A 15,609-nucleotide genomic window follows, 5' to 3' on the forward strand; every position below is an offset into this window, starting at 1 on the left:
GTGGCCGTCGACCTCTCGCCCGGGCCGGAGGTCGCCGACCTCGCCGAGCGCACCGCGAAGTTCGTCCGCGACGTGGTGATCCCCGTCGAAGAAGAGCACAGGGGCGTAATCCATTCCGACGACGTCCGCCGGCAGCTGCAGCAGGCCGCGAAGGACGCGGGCGTCTTCGCCCCGCACGTGAGCGCCGAGTACGGCGGCCACGGTCTCGACATGCGCGGCCGCGCCGCCGTGTTCGAGGAGGCCGGCTACTCGCTGCTCGGCCCGCTCGCGCTGAACATCGCCGCGCCCGACGAGGGCAACATGCACATGCTCGAGGCGATCGCGAACGAAGAGCAGAAGGAGCGCTACCTGCGGCCGCTCGCGACCGGCGAGATCCGCTCCTGCTTCGCGATGACGGAGCCCGCCCCGGGCGCCGGGTCCGATCCGGGCGCACTGGCCACGCGGGCCGAACGCGTCGAGGACGGCTGGCGCATCACCGGCCGCAAGTGGTTCATCACCGGGGCCGAGGGCGCCGGGTTCACGATCTGCATGGCCCGCACGTCCGGCGAGCCCGGCCACACCGGCGGCGCGACGATGTTCCTCGTCGACGCGGACAACCCCGGCATGAAGGTGGTCCGGCACATCGACACGCTCGACGAGAGCCTCTTCGGCGGCCACATCGAGCTCGACTTCGACGGCTGCGTCGTGCCCGAGGACGCGGTGCTCGGCGAGGCCGACGAAGGCTTCCGCTACGCGCAGGTCCGCCTCGGCCCGGCGCGGATGACGCACTGCATGCGCTGGCTCGGCATCGCCCGCCGCGCCCAGGACATCGCCGTCGCCCGGGCGGCCGAACGTGAGCTGTTCGGCTCCCGCCTCGGCGACCTGGGCATGGTGCAGCAGATGATCGCCGACAACGAGATCGACATCGCCGCGTCGCGCGGACTCATCCTGCAGGCCTGCTGGGAGCTCGACCGGGGCGGGCACGCGTCGCAGGAGACGGCGATCGCGAAGACGTTCTGCGCCGAGGCCATCTGGCGCGTGGTCGACCGCGCGGTGCAGATCTGCGGCTCGCTCGGCATCTCCGGCGACGTGCTGCTCGGCCGGTTCCTGCGGGAGGTCCGCCCGTTCCGCATCTACGACGGCCCGTCGGAGACCCACCGCTGGGCCATCGCGCGCCGCGTGCTGCGCCGCCAGTCGAAGGCGGCGCGATGACGTCCGCGGTGGACGGCCTCGATCTGAAGGCGCTCGAGGCGTTCTTCGCCGCCGAGGTCCCCGGCTTCGGCGGGCGGCTGAGCGCGGAAATGCTGCAGGGCGGCCGGTCCAACCTCACCTATGTGCTCACCGACGGCCGCAGCCGCTGGGTGCTGCGCCGCCCGCCGCTGGGCGGGCTCACGCCCTCGGCCCACGACATGGGCCGCGAATACCGCGTCGTGGCGGCGTTGCGCGACAGCGACGTGCCCGTCGCCCGCGCCGTGGTGCTGGGCGGCGAAGACGTGCTCGGGGTGCCGTTCTCGGTGGTGGAGCACGTCGACGGCGTCGTCATCCGGACCACGGAACAGCTGAACGCGCTGACCGACGACGACGTCCGGCGTTGCGCCGAAGGCCTCGTCGACGTGCTGGCCCGCCTGCACGCCGTCGACCCGAACGCGGTCGGGCTCGGCGACTTCGGCCGGCCCGAGGGCTACCTGGGCCGCCAGGTCCGCCGCTGGCACGACCAGTGGTTACGGGTTCAGACCCGCCCGTTGCCCGACATCGAGGCGCTGCACGAGCGGCTGGCCGAAACCTGCCCGGCCGAGAGCGGCGCGTCGATCGTGCACGGCGACTACCGCATCGACAACATCATCCTCGCCCCGGACGACCCGGCGACGGCCCGCGCGGTCGTGGACTGGGAGATGGCGACGCTGGGCGATCCGCTCGCCGACCTCGGCCTGCACCTGGTCTACTCGGACCCCGCGTTCGCACCCGTGCTCGCCGGCGCCGCCGCGTCCACGAGCGGCCGGCTGCCCGCGGTGGGTGACCTCGCGCAGCGCTACGCCGAGATCAGCGGCCGTGACCTCGGCCGGCTCGACTTCTACCTCGCACTCGGCTACTTCAAGATCGCCGTGATCGCCGAGGGCATCCACGCGCGTTACCGGCAGGGCCTGACGCGCGGCTCCGGTTTCGAGTCCGTGGGCCGTGCCGTCGGCCCGCTCGCCGCCGCCGGGCTGCGCGCCGCCGCGCGGATCGGCCGGGGGTGACCGTGGCCGGGGTGCTCGATCTGTTCCGCCTCGACGGCAAGGTCGCCGTCGTCACCGGCGCCAGCTCGGGGCTGGGCGCGGGGTTCGCCCGCGCGCTGGCCGAAGCCGGCACGGACGTCGTCCTCGCCGCCCGCCGCACCGACCGCCTGGCCGAGGTCGCCGCGAGCGTCCGCGACCGGGGCCGGCGCGCCGCCGTGGTGGCCGCCGACGTCTCTGATCCGGTCGGCTGTGATGGCCTCGTGCAGGCCGCCCTCGCCGAGTTCGGGCGCATCGACGTGCTCGTGAACAACGCCGGTGTCGGCACCGCTGTGCCGGCCCTGCACGAGACGCCCGAGGAGTTCCGCCGGGTCGTCGACGTGAACCTCAACGGCGTCTACTGGGCCGCGCAGGCGTGCGGGCGCGTGATGGAAGCCGGGTCGAGCATCGTGAACATCAGCAGCGTGCTCGCGCTCATCAAGTCCTACGCGCCGCAGGCGGCCTACGCGGCAAGCAAGGCCGGCGTCCTCGGGCTGACCCGCGACCTCGCCCAGCAGTGGTCGGGCCGGCGCGGCATCCGCGTCAACGCCATCGCGCCGGGCTACTTCGCCAGCGAGATGACCGAGGACATCCCCGACGACGTGCTCCTGCCGTTCGTCAAGCAGCACAGCCCGCTCGGGCGGCTGGGCAAGCAGCACGAGCTGGACGCGGCCGTGGTGTTCCTGGCGAGCGACGCGTCGTCGTACGTCACCGGCACGACTCTCGCGGTGGACGGGGGCATGTCCGGCCACTGAGCCGGCGGCGGATCAGTTCGCGGCACGGCGCCCGGCGAGGACGTCACGGGTCGCGGCGACGACCGCGGTCAACGTGATCGCGCGACCGGCGGCGACCGCTTGCAGCTCCTCGTCCACGTCGCCGACCTCGATCAGCCGCGGTTTCAGCGCGGCCGGCCGGACCAGAACTCGGCCCAGACCGGATCGGCCGTGCGCCGGACCGCGCCGGGGTCGCCAGGGCTGCGCTCCCGGAAGCGGTCGATGGTCTCGGCGGTCAGGTCTCCGGCCGCGACACCGTAGAAGCCGACCGGCAGCACCCGCCCGTACGCCGCCTGCCGGGCCTCGCGTTCCGCTTTCCCCAGGAGCCCCAGGATCTCGCGGGCGCGCTCGACGAACCGTGCCCCGGCGTCCGTGCACACGACCGAGCGGGTGGTCCGGCGGAACGGCGCGACGCCGAGGTGCCGCTCGATCGCCTTGACCCGCGCGGACAACGCCGGCTGCGACACGTGCAGCCGCTCGGCGGCGCGGGAGAAGTTGAGCGTGTCCGCCACCGCGACCACGTAGCGCACGTGCCGTGCTTCAAGATCCACAACTCGAAAGTACTCAATCCGCCGCGGTCGGTCTTTCCCTTCACGGCGTCCGGGGACCTAGCCTCGAGGGTGTTCGCGTGGGGAGGACGGACCCGGACGGTCGGCCCTCGCCGGAGGAGGAGACCTGATGTCGGTGCCGGACGAGGTGGAAACCACCGCGGTGCCCTTGCGCGCGTGGCCGGTCGCGACCGTGTTCGCACGGCTGGCGCTGTCCGCCGGTTTCCTCTCCGCGGTGGCCGACCGCTTCGGTCTCTGGGGCCCGCTGCACACCGGCAACGTGGCGTGGGGCGGCTTCGCGGCCTTCACGGCGTACACGCACCAGCTCGTGCCCTACTTGCCCGACGGCCTGGCCGGCGTCGCCGCGTGGGCGGCGACCGTCGCGGAGCTCACTGTGGGCCTCACGCTGCTCGCCGGGGTCGCCGTGCGGTGGTCGGCCTGGGCGGCGACGGCCCTGCAGCTCGTGTTCGCGTTGTCCATGGCGCTGTTCCTCGGCGGGGAAGCGCCGTTGAGCGCGTCGGTCTTCAGCGCCTGCGCCGCGGCCTTGCTCGTGGCCCTCGCGCCCGTCCGCACGTTCGCGTTCAGCCTCGACCGGCTTGTCGCGACCGCATCCGAAAAGAGGTAACCGTGACCGTCATCGACGACGACATGCGCCGCGTGGTGGCCGGCGCGAAGCTGTCCTTTGTGGCCACCGTCCGCCCCGACGGCGCGCCGAACCTGTCCCCCAAGGGCTCCGTGAGCGTGTACGACGACGAGCACCTGGCCTTCATGGACATGGCCTCGCCGGGCACCGTCGAGAACCTGCGGCACGATCCGCGGGTCGAGGTGAACTCGATCGATTTCTTCCGCCGCCGCGGCTACCGCTTCCGGGGCACCGGCGAGATCCTCCCGCCGGGCGACCCCGTGCACACGTGGCTCGCCGACTGGCTGCTGGCCGCCAACGGCCCGGGCTACCCGTTCCACCACGCCGTGCTCATCCACGTCGACGAGGTCCACCCGATCCTCTCCCCCGCCTACACCTTCGGCGGCGCGACCGAGGAAACGCTCGTCCCGGAGTGGAAAGCCCGCTACAACGCCGAGTACCCCGACTGATGCGCGCAGCCGGGATCGACCGCTTCGGCGGCGCCGTCCGGCCCCTCGATCTCGGCGCACCGGCGAGCCCGGGGCCGGACGCGGCCGTGGTCACCGTGCGCGCGGCCGACGTCGGGAACTGGGACGACATCGCCCGGACCGGCGCCTGGGACCTGGGCAAACAGCCTCCGCCGGCCCTGGGCGTGGAAGCCGCCGGGATCGTGGCCGACGTGGGCGGCGCGGTGCGGGACTTCGCCGTCGGCGACCGCGTCGCCGTCCACTCCGCGCCGCTGCGGGCGCAGGGCGCGTGAGCCGAACGGTCCTGGCCGGGGCCGCGGAGGTCGCCGTGCTCCCGGCCGAGGTGGACTTCGCCACGGCCGCCGCGTTCGCCGTCCCGGCCCTCACCGCCGACCAGGCCCTGCGCTACGCCGTCGGATCGGCGAACGGACAGACGCTGCTCGTGCACGGCGCGGGCGGCGTGACCGGCCGCGTGCTCGTCGCGCTGGGCGCGCACTACTGCGCCCGCGTGATCGCCACCGGCAGCCCGTCCGGGGCCGAAGCCCTGACCGCCGCGGGAGCCGCTCGGGTGCTGTCCTCTTCGGACCCTTCGTGGCCGGAAACCGCCCGCGAGCTCGGCATCGACTGCGCGGTCAACGCCGTCCCCGGCCAAGCCGCCCTCGCCCTCACCGCGGTCCGCGACGGCGGCCACCTCGCCACCATCACCTCCGACCCACCCGCACCACCGACTACGACCCAGAGGCCACCCCCGCCGTCGGCGAGCGCCAGCAGCAGGCCGTGGTGAGCTGGGCCCAGTGGCCCGAAGCCAACCGCGACGCCGCCCTGCAGGCCATCACCCAGCCCACCCTGGTCGTCAACGGCGACCACGACATCATGCTGCCGACGGTCAACTCGCACCTCCTGGCGAAGCACATCCCGAACTCGCAGCTGATCATCTACCCGGACGCGGGCCACGCGTCGCAGTTCCAGTACCCGAAGCCGTTCCTGGCTCACCTGCGCCGGTTCCTCGACGCGGAGGTCGTGTTCAGCCGACCCATCCCTGGCACCCCCGCGACTGTCACGCTCCGCTCAGCGCGGGGGCAAGCACCGGAATACCGTCAACCGGCGACCGCCCAGCCCCTACACTGTGCGCGTGTCTGCGCAGGTGATCGCCGGGCGTTATCGGCTGGAGGAGCGCCTCGGCGCCGGCGGGATGGGTGTCGTCTGGCGCGCGACGGATCTGGAGCTGCGGCGGACGGTCGCGCTCAAGCGGTCGCTCGACGGCGACGGCGGGCAGATCCGGCGGGAGGCCCGGCTGGGCGCGTCGCTGCACCACCAGCACGTCGTGGCGGTGTTCGACTCCGTCGCCGACGGCGACGACCGGTGGCTGGTCATGGAGTACCTGCCGGCCCGCAGCCTGGAGGAGGTCGTCCGCACCGACGGCGTCCTGGAACCGGAGCGGGCCGCGGCCATCGGGGCGCAGATCGCGTCCGCGCTGGTCGCGATGCACGCGCGCGACATGGTGCACCGCGACATCACGCCCGGCAACGTCCTGGTCACCGAAGACGGCACGGCCAAGCTCGCCGACCTCGGCATCTCCCGCTGGGACGAGGTCACGCTCACCGGCAGCGCCAGCGTCGGCGGCACCGCGGGCTACCTCGCGCCGGAGGTGGCGAACGGCTACGCCGCCGGGCCCGCCGCGGACGTCTTCTCGCTCGGCGCGACGCTGTTCGCCGCCGTCGAAGGCGTTTCCCCTTGGGGCAGCGGCGAGAACGGGCCGTTCGCGCAGTTGCGACGGGCGGCCGACGGCAAGGTGGAGACCGCGCGCAACGCCGGCTCGCTCGCCCGCCCGCTGACGGCGATGCTCGACCGGCAGCCCGCGAACCGGCCCACCGCCGCCGACGCCGAAGCCCTGCTCCGCGGTGCCCCGACTGCGCAGCTGCCCCGCCGACGCCGCCCGCGCCGGCTGAAGTTCGTCGCCGCCGGAGTGCTCGGCGCCGTTGTCCTTCTGGTGGCCGGTTTCCTCGTCTTCACGCGCAGCGAGCCGCCGTCCGCGAACGCGACGTCGGATCTCGTCGGCGATCCCCGCACCGCCGACCCGTGCTCGCTGCTGACGGTGAACTCACTGGCCCCGTACGGCAAAGTCTTCCTCGAACCCAACCTCGGCACGTTCGCCCGCTGCGACCTCGACACCACCCTGGCCGACGGCAGCACGATCGTCACGAGCCTGGAGCTGGCCGCGCCGGAGGAATACCCGCAGGTGCCGCCGGTCCGCGGCCGCCTCGGCGACATCCAGCGCCCGAACGCCGACCCCGGCCGGTGCCGACGCTACTTCGTCCTGCCCGACCTGCGGCTCGTCACCGTCAGCACCGTCCGCGCCGACGGCGGCGACTCCCCACAGCTGTGCGCCATGTCCGACGCCGTGGTCGGCGACGCCTACACACGCGTGGTCCGCGGCCCCCTCGCCCGCCGCGCCCAGCCGTTCGCGCCGGCTTCCCTGGCGCTCGTCGACGCCTGCACCCTCGTCGACGACGCCACCCTCCGCCGCGTCGTCGGCCCGGACCACCCGGCCGACCGGTACTTCGCGGACTGGGCCTGCTCCTGGGGCGAGGACGCGGAGTCGGTGGACCTCTACTACGACCGCCAATGGCCGCTGGCCACCGACCCGCGCGACGGCCAGACCCCCACGACCGTCGGCGGGCGGCCGGCGTACGTCGATCCGCACGACGACGACGACGGCGACGTTTGCGACGTCACCGTCGTCTACCGCACCTACACCCCGGCCCTCCCGACGGTGAAGGGCACCCCGGCCCAACGCGACGAGGTCGTGCTGGTGGAGCTCACGGACGAGGCCGACAAGGGCAAGCTCGACGTCATCTGCGCCACCGCGAAGTCGATCGCCGCGGTGGTCGCCGCGCGACTGCCGTCAGCCTGAGGTCCCACGCTCGGGGAAATGCGTCGCGAAGAGCCGCGGGCGTCGGGATACTGCACCGGTGACCGGGCCCGCGCTGCTGCGACCTCGCGCCCTGAGGCCCGGTGATCTCGTCGTCATCGCGTCACTGTCCGGACCACTCCACGCCGCGTACGAGCGCGGCCTCGACCAGGCGGTGGTCGTGCTCGAACGGATGGGCTTCCGCGTGCGCCGGGCACCGTTGCTCGAATCGGGGCGGCACCGGTGGTGGAGCGCGGCCGCGCCGGCGGAGATCGCCGCGGAGTTCAACACTCTCCTGAGTGATCCCGAGGTGCGCGCGATCATCGCGCACGACGGCGGCCAGACGGTGCTCGGTTACCTCGACCTGATCGACTTCGAGGCGATCACCGCCGACCCCAAGCCGATCCTCGGCTACAGCGACATCTCGCTGCTGCACCTGGTGCTCCACGCACGCACGGGCCTGGTCGGGTTCCATGCCGACCTGGCCACGCCCGGACTCGGCGGGCACTGGCAGGCCGCTCCCCCGCAGCGGAGAGCCGAGCTGGAGCGGCTCTACGCGAAGCTGCTGACCGGTACGGAAGCGATCGGCCCGTTGCCCGCCACCCCGTCGTGGGAGTGCTGGCGCGCCGGGCGGGCCGAAGGCCGGCTGATCGGCGGGGTGATCAACCGCATCGTGCTGCGCAGGCGACACCGTTCGCGCTCCCGCTCGACCGGTTCGACGGCGCGGTGCTGTACTGGGAGGAAATGGGCAGCCTGGCCTCGTACGTGTGGAGCTATCTGCACGTCCTGCGCCACCACGGCGTCCTCGACCGGATCTCGGGCATGGTCGTCGGCGTCCCGCACGCGATCGACGGACTCGCGGTGCCCCCGGAATCCCCGGCCCTGCGCGAAATCGTCCTCGACGTCCTCGGCGACCGCGCCATTCCGGTCCTGGGCAACGTCGAGTTCGGCCACGCCGGCCCGAACCTGCCGATGCCGGTCGGCCTCCGCGCCGGCCTCGACGCGCGGCAGCGGACGCTGTCGCTGCTCGAACCGGCGGTCCGCGCGTAGCTCAGGCGCCCAGCCGGGTGCGCAGCTCCGCCGCACCGTCACCACTGAGATGGGCCAGGAACGTCGGGCGGCCCGCCATCACCATCACCAGCGAAAGCAGCGGCCCGGCGACCTCGGGCCCGGTGCCTTCGGCGAAGCCGGCGTCCGTCGCCCGCAAGGCCAGGCCCGCGGCGACGGTCTTGCTGTTCACCGCGAAGTTCTTGGTGGCGAAGAACCGGGCGACCGCGAGCAGCCCCTCGGCGTCCGGTGCGTGCTTGATCCCCAGCGGCAGACGGATGTCCTCCGCGTGCACGATCACCTCGCCCAACCCCGCCGGAGACGGTTTCACCGGCGTCGCGATGGGTCCGACCCGGCGAAAGCGCTCGAACGTCTCCTCCGGCGTACTGCCCCGGAACTCTTCGAGCCGCCGCCGGTTGTGCACATCCCCGTCGAACCGGGCTCCGATCATGCTGCGAAACCAGGCCCACCGCGACAGCGTCGCGGCCGCCCCGAGGTGGGCCACGACCTCCTCGACATCCCAGTCGGCGCACAACGTGGCGGAGCGCCACTGCTGCGGCTCGAGCGCGCTCAGGTCTTCGACGAGCGCGGCGAGCTCACGCGCCTGGAACTCCGGCAGGTCGTCCACGCCGGAGACCCTAGCCGCCTCACCCGCGCCGCGACGACCGTGCGGCGCGCGGTCGCGCGTGCGTGTCCGGCCGGCTCGGGAGTGTCCGGCGATCATCGGTGCTAGCGTCCGGATTCCCATGGGTACGCTGAATCCACGTGCCGGAGGAGGTTGCGGTCTGCATGGGTGATGGGCATGCGCCCGGCCGGTCCGAGCAGGAGGACCGGCTCGGCGCCGAGTGGGAAACGCATCGACCTGCGGTCTTCGGCGTCGCCTACCGGCTGCTGGGGAGTGTGGCCGATGCCGAGGACGTCGCCCAGGACGTGTGGTTGAGAGCGGCCGGATCCGATCTCAGTGAGGTCGACGATCTGCGGGCCTGGTTGGTCACGGTGGCCGCGCGCCGGTCGTACGACATCCTCAAAAGCGCCCGGGCGCGCCGGGAGTCCTATGTCGGGCCGTGGCTGCCGGAGCCGCTGCTGACGGGGCCGGACGCCTCGGAGCCCGTGCTCGTCGACGAGTCCGTCGGCGCGGCGATGCTGCTGGTCATGGAGGAGCTGAGCCCGCCGGAGCGGGTGTCCTTCGTCCTGCACGACGTGTTCGGGTTCGAGTTCGGGCGGATCGCGGAAGTGCTGGACGTGTCCGTACCGGCGGCCCGGCAGCTCGCCTCGCGGGCGCGACGGCGGGTGGCCAAGGCGAATCAGTCCCCTTCGCAGGCAACGAAAGCGGAGCGCGAACGGGTGCTGACGGCCTTCCGTGCCGCCTACGAATCCGGCGACCTGTCCGGCCTCGTCCGGCTCCTGCACCCGGACGCGGTCTACGTCACCGACGGCGGCGGCAAGGTCTCGGCGGCACGCAAGCTCATCCACGGCGGCGAGCGCATCGCCGAGGTGATGGTGCGGGTGGGTCGCCAGTGGCGTCCGGATCACATCGAGTTCATCGAGGTGGGCGGCGAGCTCGCGCTCGTGTTCCGCCGGGACGGCCGCGTCCACTCCGTCGACACGGTGCAGATCACCGACGGCCTGATCACCGCGTACCGCAGGGTCCTGAACCCGGACAAACTTTCCCGGGTCTGAGCTGTCACACCCGCGCGGGCTACCTCGTCTCCCTGGCGAGAACGCACGACGCGCCCGGACGGCGCGGCTCGGACCACACGAAGGAATCGAAGCAACTGTGACGAACACCCAGCGCATCAGCATCGACAAGCAGCACCCGGCCGCTTACAAGGCCCTCATCGCCCTGTCGGCGGAGGCGGACAGCGGCGCCGCCGCGGCCGGGCTCGACCCGCTCCTGGTCGAGCTGGTCAGGATCCGCACCTCCCAGATCAACGGCTGCGCGTTCTGCCTGCGCATGCACACGCGTGACGCCCTCAAGAAGGGCGAAAACCCCGACCGGATCGCCGTGCTGCCCGCGTGGGAAGAGACCGGCTACTTCTCGGCGACCGACCGCGCCGCCCTCCGCCTGGCCGAAGCGATCACCCGCGTCTCGGACGGACACGTCGGCGACCAGGACTACGCCGCCGCCGCGGCCGAACTCACCGAAGACCAGATCTCGGCGGTCTCCTGGCTGGTCACGGTGATGAACGCGTTCAACCGCGTCGCCATCACCAGCCGCTACCACGTCGCCGGCTGACCTCGCACCCACCAGGCCGCCGGGCGCCGGCGGGCTGGTGGCCCCGGCCCAGAGGCCGTCGAGGCTCCGGCCCCGGCCCTGGTGAAGACCCCGAGCCCGGACGCCTGTGCCCACCGCCGAGTCCACAGTGGACACAGCACGGCCGTGCGGCCACCGTCCTGAAGATCGTGGTCTCGCCGGGCGCCGCGAAATCCGCTCGATCGCACCGAAAGTCACCAGAACATGCCCACGCTCCTGCACCTCGACAGCTCGATCCGGCCCGGCGACGCGTCCACCTCGCGCGCCGTGACGGCCACCTTTCGCGGGGAGTGGGAGGCCCAGCACCCCCACGGAACGGTGATCCACCGCGATCTGGCAGCCGACCCGCTCCCGCACCTCACCGACGACGGGTTCACGGCCGGGAACGAGGATCCGCTGCGTGCCACACTGGCCCGCGAGCTCGAACAGGCCGACGTCGTCCTGATCGCCGCCCCGATGTACAACCTCACGGTCCCCAGCACCCTCAAGGCCTGGATCGACCAGGTCATGGTCCCCGGTCGCATCATCGGCGAGCAGCCGTCCGCCGCGGGCACCCCGGTGGTGGTCGTCTCCAGCCGCGGCAGCACCTACCGGCCCGGTACGCCCCGCGACGGCAAGGATTTCGTCGTGCCCTACCTGACCGCGCTCTTCGCGACCTACTTCGGCATCACCGAGGTCGAGTTCATCATCCCGGAGCTCACCTCCGCCTTGAAGCGGGCGTGGGGGCCGGAATCCGTCGGCCGGTACGAGGCGTCTCGAGCCCAGGCGCACGAGGACGCCCTCACCAAGGCCAAGGAGCTGGCGGCCCGCTTCGCCTGAGCCGCGCCGCCGTTCACCGGACCGGCCGGCCGGGTACCGTGCGGCGGTGACCACGCTCGACGACCGCGGCGGTGTGCCGCTCAGGCGGCTGCACTGCGCGCCGCACCCGGGGCGGGAGTACCTGCCCATCGAGCTCGCCCTGCGCGACATGCGGGCGGCGCACGGGCGGGACCCCGAGACGGGTGACGGGCCCGGCACGCGGTCGTGGGTCGGGGTCTGCCTGGGCATGATCGTGCTCGACACGTTGTCGGGGACCTCCGCGCCGGCGGGACAGCGCTTCAAGCGGCTGCTGATCGAGCACGGCGTGGAGCACGACGACGCCGTGGTGCTGTGGATCATCCGCAACTCGCTGCTGCACGGCTACGGCCTGCCGCGCCCGGCCGACGTGCGGCACCGGCGTGTGGAGGTGACCGGCGAGACCGACACGTTCGCCCTGGACACCGGCGACGCGCGGCTGGTGCGGCTGAGCGCCCCCGTGTTCTGCAGCCACCTGGTGGAACGGGTGGCGGCGTCGGTGCCGCACCGGTGGGACACGAGCCTCATCCACACGCACGACGCGCCCGCGGACGTTCGCTACGTGCCGGCCTCCGACCGCGGCGGCCACCTCGGGTAGGGGATTCCGGCTCGCGCAGCCGTTCGGCGCCTGCCCCGGTGTCAGAGCGAGCCGGTCGCCGCTTGCAGACCGAGGCTCGTGGCCGCGACGGCGATCCACAGGAGACCGCCGAGCAGGAGCGGACGAGGACCGGCGCGGCGCATGTCCGCCAGGCGCAGGGAAAGCCCGATGCCGGCCAGTGCGGTGGTGATGAGGAACGTGCCCAGTGTAGACAGTGCGGGGTGCCAGGACGCGGGCACGACGCCGAGGCTGTCGAGCGCGGCGGCGGCGATGAAGCCCAGCAGGAACAACGGGACGATGCGCCGCCACGGCATGGTGCGGATGCTGAACCCGGCGTCGCCGGGGGTTCGGCGGGCTTCGCGGCGGGCGGTGAGGAACGCGAGCACGATCACGATGGGGATGAGCGTGAGCGTCCGGGTCAGCTTGACGACGATGCCGTACGAGCCGGCGTCACCGCCGTAGGCGAAGGAGGCGGCGACGACCGAGGAGGTGTCGTTGATGGCCGTGCCCGCCCACAGGCCGAAGCTGTGCGAGCTCATGCCGAGCAGGTGGCCCAGCGGCGGGAACAGCAGCACGGCGGCGATGTTGAAGGTGAAGATCGTGCCGATGGCGTAGGCGACGTCCGTCTGCTTCGGCTTGATGACGGCCGTGGTGGCGGCGATCGCGGACGCGCCGCAGATGCCCGTGCCCACGCCGATGAGCGTGCGCGTGTCGCGCTCGATGCCGAGCCAGCGGCCCAGCAGCCAGGCCCCGCCGAGGGCGACGGTGAGCGTGCCGAGCATGACGGGCAGCGACTGCACGCCGACGCGGACCACTTCCTGCAGCGACAGCCCGGTCCCGAGCACGACGATCGACAGCTGGAGCACCGGTTTCGAGGCCACGCCGTAGCCCGGCGCCCACCGCTGCGCACGCAGCCCCGGCACGAGGGCCGCGGCCAGCGCGCCGAGCAGGATGCCGAACACCGGCCCGCCGACGATCGGGACCAGCCAGCCCAGCGCGGTCGCGACCCCGGCGACGACCAGCGCCACCAGCAGCCCCGGAGCGGCCTCGGCGACGCGGTCCCGCGTCGGGTGCCGGTCGGCGGCCCGGTCCTGGGTGGCGGTCATCGGGCGACCGGCCGTCCGCGTGTCGCCATCGACACTCCCTCCCGAATCCGCCCAACCAAATGTACGTACATTCAACGTAGATTATGTCCGCACATTTGGCTACCGGTAGTGTCGGCGGAGACAGCCCGGAGGAGGCCATGGCCCCACGAACGCTGAGCCGCTCCGGCTCCGAACCGCTCTGGCGCCAGCTCCAGCGCGAGCTGCTGACCAGGCTCGATGCCGGTGAGTTCACCGAACAGTTCCCGGGCGAGCTCACGCTGGCCGAGGAGTACGGTGTCAGCCGCCACACCGTCCGGCAGGCCCTGCGCCAGCTGCGTGCCGACGGGGTGGTCGTGGCCGAACGCGGCCGTCAGCCGCGGGTCGCCCCGCCGGCCGAGATCGCCCAGCCACTGGGCGCGCTCTACAGCTTGTTCACGTCCGTCGAGGCGGCGGGCCTCGCGCAGCACAGCATCGTCCGCACGTTCGACGTCCGGGCCGACGCCCTGGTCGCCGAGCGCCTGGACCTCGAAGCCTCGACGCCGCTGGTCTACCTGGAGCGGCTCCGCCTGGCGGGTGACGAGCCGCTCGCGATGGACCGCGTGTGGCTCCCCGCCGACGTCGCGAAACCGTTGCTGCAGGCCGACTTCACGCACACCAGCCTCTACGGCGAGCTCGCCCGCCGCACCGGCATCCGCCTCGACCACGGCCGCGAAGAGGTGCACGCCGTGATCCCCACCGCCGCCGAACGCACCCAGCTCGCCTGCGCCCACGACGTCGCCGCCTTCGCCATCAACCGCCTGAGCCACTCCCAGGGCCGCCCGATGGAGTGGCGCCACACCCTCGTCCGGGGCGACCGCTACGCACTGACGGCAGAGTTCTCCGCGGCCGGGTACCGGCTGGTCAGCCAGTCCTGACGGCAGGTCGAAGCCGCCAGGTGCGCGGGCGGGCGCAGGAACTGGCGCCAGGAAACGACTTCGACGATCTTCTCGTCCGGCCCGAGTGTCACCCGCCGGTCATTGAGTTCTCCCGGAACCGAGCGGGCGAAGTGCCCACGGCTGCGCGGGACGCCTCCACGAACGCCGATTCGGACCGGTAGCCGACCTCCCCCGCGATGCGCGCCACGGACCGGTCGGAGTTCGCCAGCAGGTCGGCGGCGACCATCATGCGGACGGTGGTGAGCAGCGTCGCCACAGTGCCCCCGGTGCGCGCGGTGAAGCGCCGCACGAACGTGGAGCGCGACATCGACGCCGCCGCGGCCATGCGCTCGATCGTCCACGGTTCCCCGGGCCGTTCGATGACGCCGGCGATCACCTCACCCAGCACGTCGTCTCCCATCGCGGTCCACAGCGCCGGAGTCCCGAGCCGGTGCTCGGGCCGGCTGCGCAGCGCCATCGCGAGCAGCGCGTCGCAGACCGAGGACACGATGGCGCTCGTTCCCGGGCCGTCGAAGGCGGCTTCCTCGCGCAGGACTTCGGCCAGGGCGAGCGCCGAGGAGGTGAGCGTGACGTGCAGGAGGGACGGCAGCAGGCGGAACAGCAGCGTTCCCGCGGCCGTGTCGAAGTGGAAGTGACCGCAGAACAGGTCGTGGTCGGGCTCGACGCCGACGGTGCGGCGAGTCGTGAACGTGGCGCCCTGCTCGTCTTCGAACGGCAGCTTCCGGCCTGAGGTCACTCTGACGTGGTGGGCGTCGCCGTGCGGCAGGACGAGCAGATCCCCGGGGGCGAGGTCGACGACGGCCGAAGCCGTGGTCACGGTGCACCTGCCCTCGAGGGCGACGTAGAACGGCACCCGCCCGGGCGGCGCCGCTTCGTGGGCCACGGAAAACCTGCCGGCCATCAGGCACCGCACGTCGATGCTGCTCTGCGGGTGCACGAGCCGGATGAGCCGGCTCAGCGCGTCCATGAGCCGATTCCGGTGAAACGTGAGCCGTTCACGCGTGGTCCCCTCCTGCCGTGCGGACGATCATCCAAGGGCCTCGAGTGCGGACGCCACCGGAGGAGCGGTGCGTAGTCTGCACAGGCGCAGGTTAGACGCGCTCCGATCAGTGTCCACACGCAACAGATTCACGAGGTATCCGGGAACGTCGCGAGAAACGGAGACACAGCCATGCCGACGATCACCACCGACGACGGTGTCGAGATCTTCTTCAAGGACTGGGGTACCGGCCAGCCGATCGTCTTCAGCCATGGCTGGCCGCTGTCGGCGGACGACTGGGACACCCAGATGTTGTTCTTCCTGC

The 15,609-nt window shown here is 72.5% G+C and carries 19 protein-coding genes and 2 pseudogenes; 17 read left to right on the forward strand and 4 right to left on the reverse strand.

Translation table 11 applies throughout. From position 1 onward, the window contains the following. The 3 genes from AB0K15_RS45360 to AB0K15_RS45370 are packed head-to-tail and all read left to right on the forward strand — an operon-like array spanning nucleotide 1 to nucleotide 2,986. Nucleotides 1-1,191 (forward strand): acyl-CoA dehydrogenase family protein, encoded by a 1,191-nt coding sequence (locus AB0K15_RS45360; RefSeq protein ID WP_364066828.1) that lies wholly within the window; start codon nucleotides 1-3, stop codon nucleotides 1,189-1,191. Then, a complete protein-coding gene (locus AB0K15_RS45365; protein ID WP_364066831.1) occupies nucleotides 1,188-2,216 on the forward strand; it encodes a phosphotransferase family protein in 1,029 nt (342 codons plus the stop codon). Before AB0K15_RS45360 ends, AB0K15_RS45365 begins: the two co-directional genes overlap by 4 nt. A 2-nt stretch (nucleotides 2,217-2,218) precedes the next feature. Next, entirely contained in the window at nucleotides 2,219-2,986 is a 768-nt protein-coding gene (locus AB0K15_RS45370; RefSeq protein WP_364066865.1) for a glucose 1-dehydrogenase, read from the forward strand. A 143-nt stretch (nucleotides 2,987-3,129) separates the two neighbouring features. Here AB0K15_RS45370 and AB0K15_RS45375 read toward each other — a convergent pair whose 3' ends face one another. Beyond that, on the reverse strand, nucleotides 3,130-3,555 hold the full coding sequence (locus AB0K15_RS45375; RefSeq protein ID WP_364066833.1) for a LysR family transcriptional regulator: 426 nt from the start codon (nucleotides 3,553-3,555) through the stop codon (nucleotides 3,130-3,132). A 127-nt stretch (nucleotides 3,556-3,682) separates the two neighbouring features. On the opposite strand from AB0K15_RS45375, the gene AB0K15_RS45380 reads away from it, so the two are divergent. The 8 genes and pseudogenes from AB0K15_RS45380 to AB0K15_RS45415 all read left to right on the forward strand — a co-directional run bounded on the left by AB0K15_RS45380 (nucleotide 3,683) and on the right by AB0K15_RS45415 (nucleotide 8,602). Next, nucleotides 3,683-4,177 carry a hypothetical protein gene (locus AB0K15_RS45380; RefSeq protein WP_364066835.1) on the forward strand — a complete coding sequence of 165 codons (495 nt, stop codon included), beginning with the start codon at nucleotides 3,683-3,685 and terminating at the stop codon, nucleotides 4,175-4,177. Nucleotides 4,178-4,179: 2 nt separating this feature from the next. Further along, complete coding sequence (locus tag AB0K15_RS45385) at nucleotides 4,180-4,644, forward strand: pyridoxamine 5'-phosphate oxidase family protein (protein ID WP_364066837.1); 465 nt, start codon at nucleotides 4,180-4,182, stop codon at nucleotides 4,642-4,644. Continuing rightward, complete coding sequence (locus tag AB0K15_RS45390; RefSeq protein WP_364066839.1) at nucleotides 4,644-4,934, forward strand: alcohol dehydrogenase catalytic domain-containing protein; 291 nt, start codon at nucleotides 4,644-4,646, stop codon at nucleotides 4,932-4,934. The genes AB0K15_RS45385 and AB0K15_RS45390 overlap by 1 nt, the downstream gene beginning before the upstream one ends. Then, on the forward strand, nucleotides 4,931-5,425 hold the full coding sequence (locus AB0K15_RS45395) for a hypothetical protein (RefSeq protein WP_364066841.1): 495 nt from the start codon (nucleotides 4,931-4,933) through the stop codon (nucleotides 5,423-5,425). Before AB0K15_RS45390 ends, AB0K15_RS45395 begins: the two co-directional genes overlap by 4 nt. Then, nucleotides 5,422-5,589 (forward strand): annotated as a pseudogene (locus tag AB0K15_RS45400) (alpha/beta fold hydrolase); the annotation flags it as partial. The gene AB0K15_RS45395 and the pseudogene AB0K15_RS45400, both read left to right, overlap by 4 nt. Nucleotides 5,590-5,773: 184 nt before the next feature. Further along, a complete protein-coding gene (locus tag AB0K15_RS45405) occupies nucleotides 5,774-7,555 on the forward strand; it encodes a serine/threonine-protein kinase (protein ID WP_364066843.1) in 1,782 nt (593 codons plus the stop codon). A gap of 58 nt (nucleotides 7,556-7,613) precedes the next feature. After that, nucleotides 7,614-7,970, forward strand: a pseudogene (locus AB0K15_RS45410) (LD-carboxypeptidase); the annotation flags it as partial. A gap of 197 nt (nucleotides 7,971-8,167) precedes the next feature. Next, nucleotides 8,168-8,602: a hypothetical protein gene (locus tag AB0K15_RS45415; RefSeq protein WP_364066867.1), complete on the forward strand. Its 435-nt coding sequence runs from the start codon at nucleotides 8,168-8,170 to the stop codon at nucleotides 8,600-8,602. Between the two features lies 1 nt (nucleotide 8,603). Here AB0K15_RS45415 and AB0K15_RS45420 read toward each other — a convergent pair whose 3' ends face one another. Then, the gene (locus AB0K15_RS45420; protein WP_364066845.1) at nucleotides 8,604-9,227 is read right to left on the reverse strand and encodes a maleylpyruvate isomerase family mycothiol-dependent enzyme; all 624 of its coding nucleotides are present in this window, start codon (nucleotides 9,225-9,227) and stop codon (nucleotides 8,604-8,606) included. Nucleotides 9,228-9,388: 161 nt separating this feature from the next. Here AB0K15_RS45420 and sigJ point away from each other — a divergent pair, with 161 nt between their 5' ends. The 4 genes from sigJ to AB0K15_RS45440 all read left to right on the forward strand — a co-directional run bounded on the left by sigJ (nucleotide 9,389) and on the right by AB0K15_RS45440 (nucleotide 12,285). Continuing rightward, nucleotides 9,389-10,279 carry an RNA polymerase sigma factor SigJ gene (gene sigJ / locus AB0K15_RS45425; protein ID WP_364066847.1) on the forward strand — a complete coding sequence of 297 codons (891 nt, stop codon included), beginning with the start codon at nucleotides 9,389-9,391 and terminating at the stop codon, nucleotides 10,277-10,279. A gap of 97 nt (nucleotides 10,280-10,376) precedes the next feature. Then, entirely contained in the window at nucleotides 10,377-10,835 is a 459-nt protein-coding gene (locus tag AB0K15_RS45430) for a carboxymuconolactone decarboxylase family protein (RefSeq protein ID WP_364066849.1), read from the forward strand. Nucleotides 10,836-11,057: 222 nt separating this feature from the next. Beyond that, nucleotides 11,058-11,672, forward strand: a complete 615-nt coding sequence (locus tag AB0K15_RS45435) for an NAD(P)H-dependent oxidoreductase (RefSeq protein ID WP_364066851.1) — start codon at nucleotides 11,058-11,060, stop codon at nucleotides 11,670-11,672. Between the two features lie 46 nt (nucleotides 11,673-11,718). Beyond that, nucleotides 11,719-12,285: a hypothetical protein gene (locus AB0K15_RS45440; RefSeq protein ID WP_364066853.1), complete on the forward strand. Its 567-nt coding sequence runs from the start codon at nucleotides 11,719-11,721 to the stop codon at nucleotides 12,283-12,285. Between the two features lie 41 nt (nucleotides 12,286-12,326). Here AB0K15_RS45440 and AB0K15_RS45445 read toward each other — a convergent pair whose 3' ends face one another. Then, nucleotides 12,327-13,391 carry a putative sulfate exporter family transporter gene (locus AB0K15_RS45445; RefSeq protein ID WP_364066855.1) on the reverse strand — a complete coding sequence of 355 codons (1,065 nt, stop codon included), beginning with the start codon at nucleotides 13,389-13,391 and terminating at the stop codon, nucleotides 12,327-12,329. 137 nt (nucleotides 13,392-13,528) lie between these two features. On the opposite strand from AB0K15_RS45445, the gene AB0K15_RS45450 reads away from it, so the two are divergent. Beyond that, entirely contained in the window at nucleotides 13,529-14,284 is a 756-nt protein-coding gene (locus tag AB0K15_RS45450) for a GntR family transcriptional regulator (RefSeq protein ID WP_364066857.1), read from the forward strand. 88 nt (nucleotides 14,285-14,372) lie between these two features. Here AB0K15_RS45450 and AB0K15_RS45455 read toward each other — a convergent pair whose 3' ends face one another. Next, entirely contained in the window at nucleotides 14,373-15,272 is a 900-nt protein-coding gene (locus AB0K15_RS45455; RefSeq protein WP_364066859.1) for an AraC family transcriptional regulator, read from the reverse strand. Between the two features lie 204 nt (nucleotides 15,273-15,476). Between AB0K15_RS45455 and AB0K15_RS45460 the strand changes: the two genes are divergently transcribed. Further along, nucleotides 15,477-15,609, forward strand: a 133-nt coding sequence (locus AB0K15_RS45460) for an alpha/beta hydrolase (protein WP_364066869.1), incomplete at its 3' end; no start/stop codon positions are given.

The organism is Amycolatopsis sp. NPDC049253, assembly GCF_040678995.1.
Taxonomy (GTDB): Bacteria; Actinomycetota; Actinomycetes; order Mycobacteriales; family Pseudonocardiaceae; genus Amycolatopsis.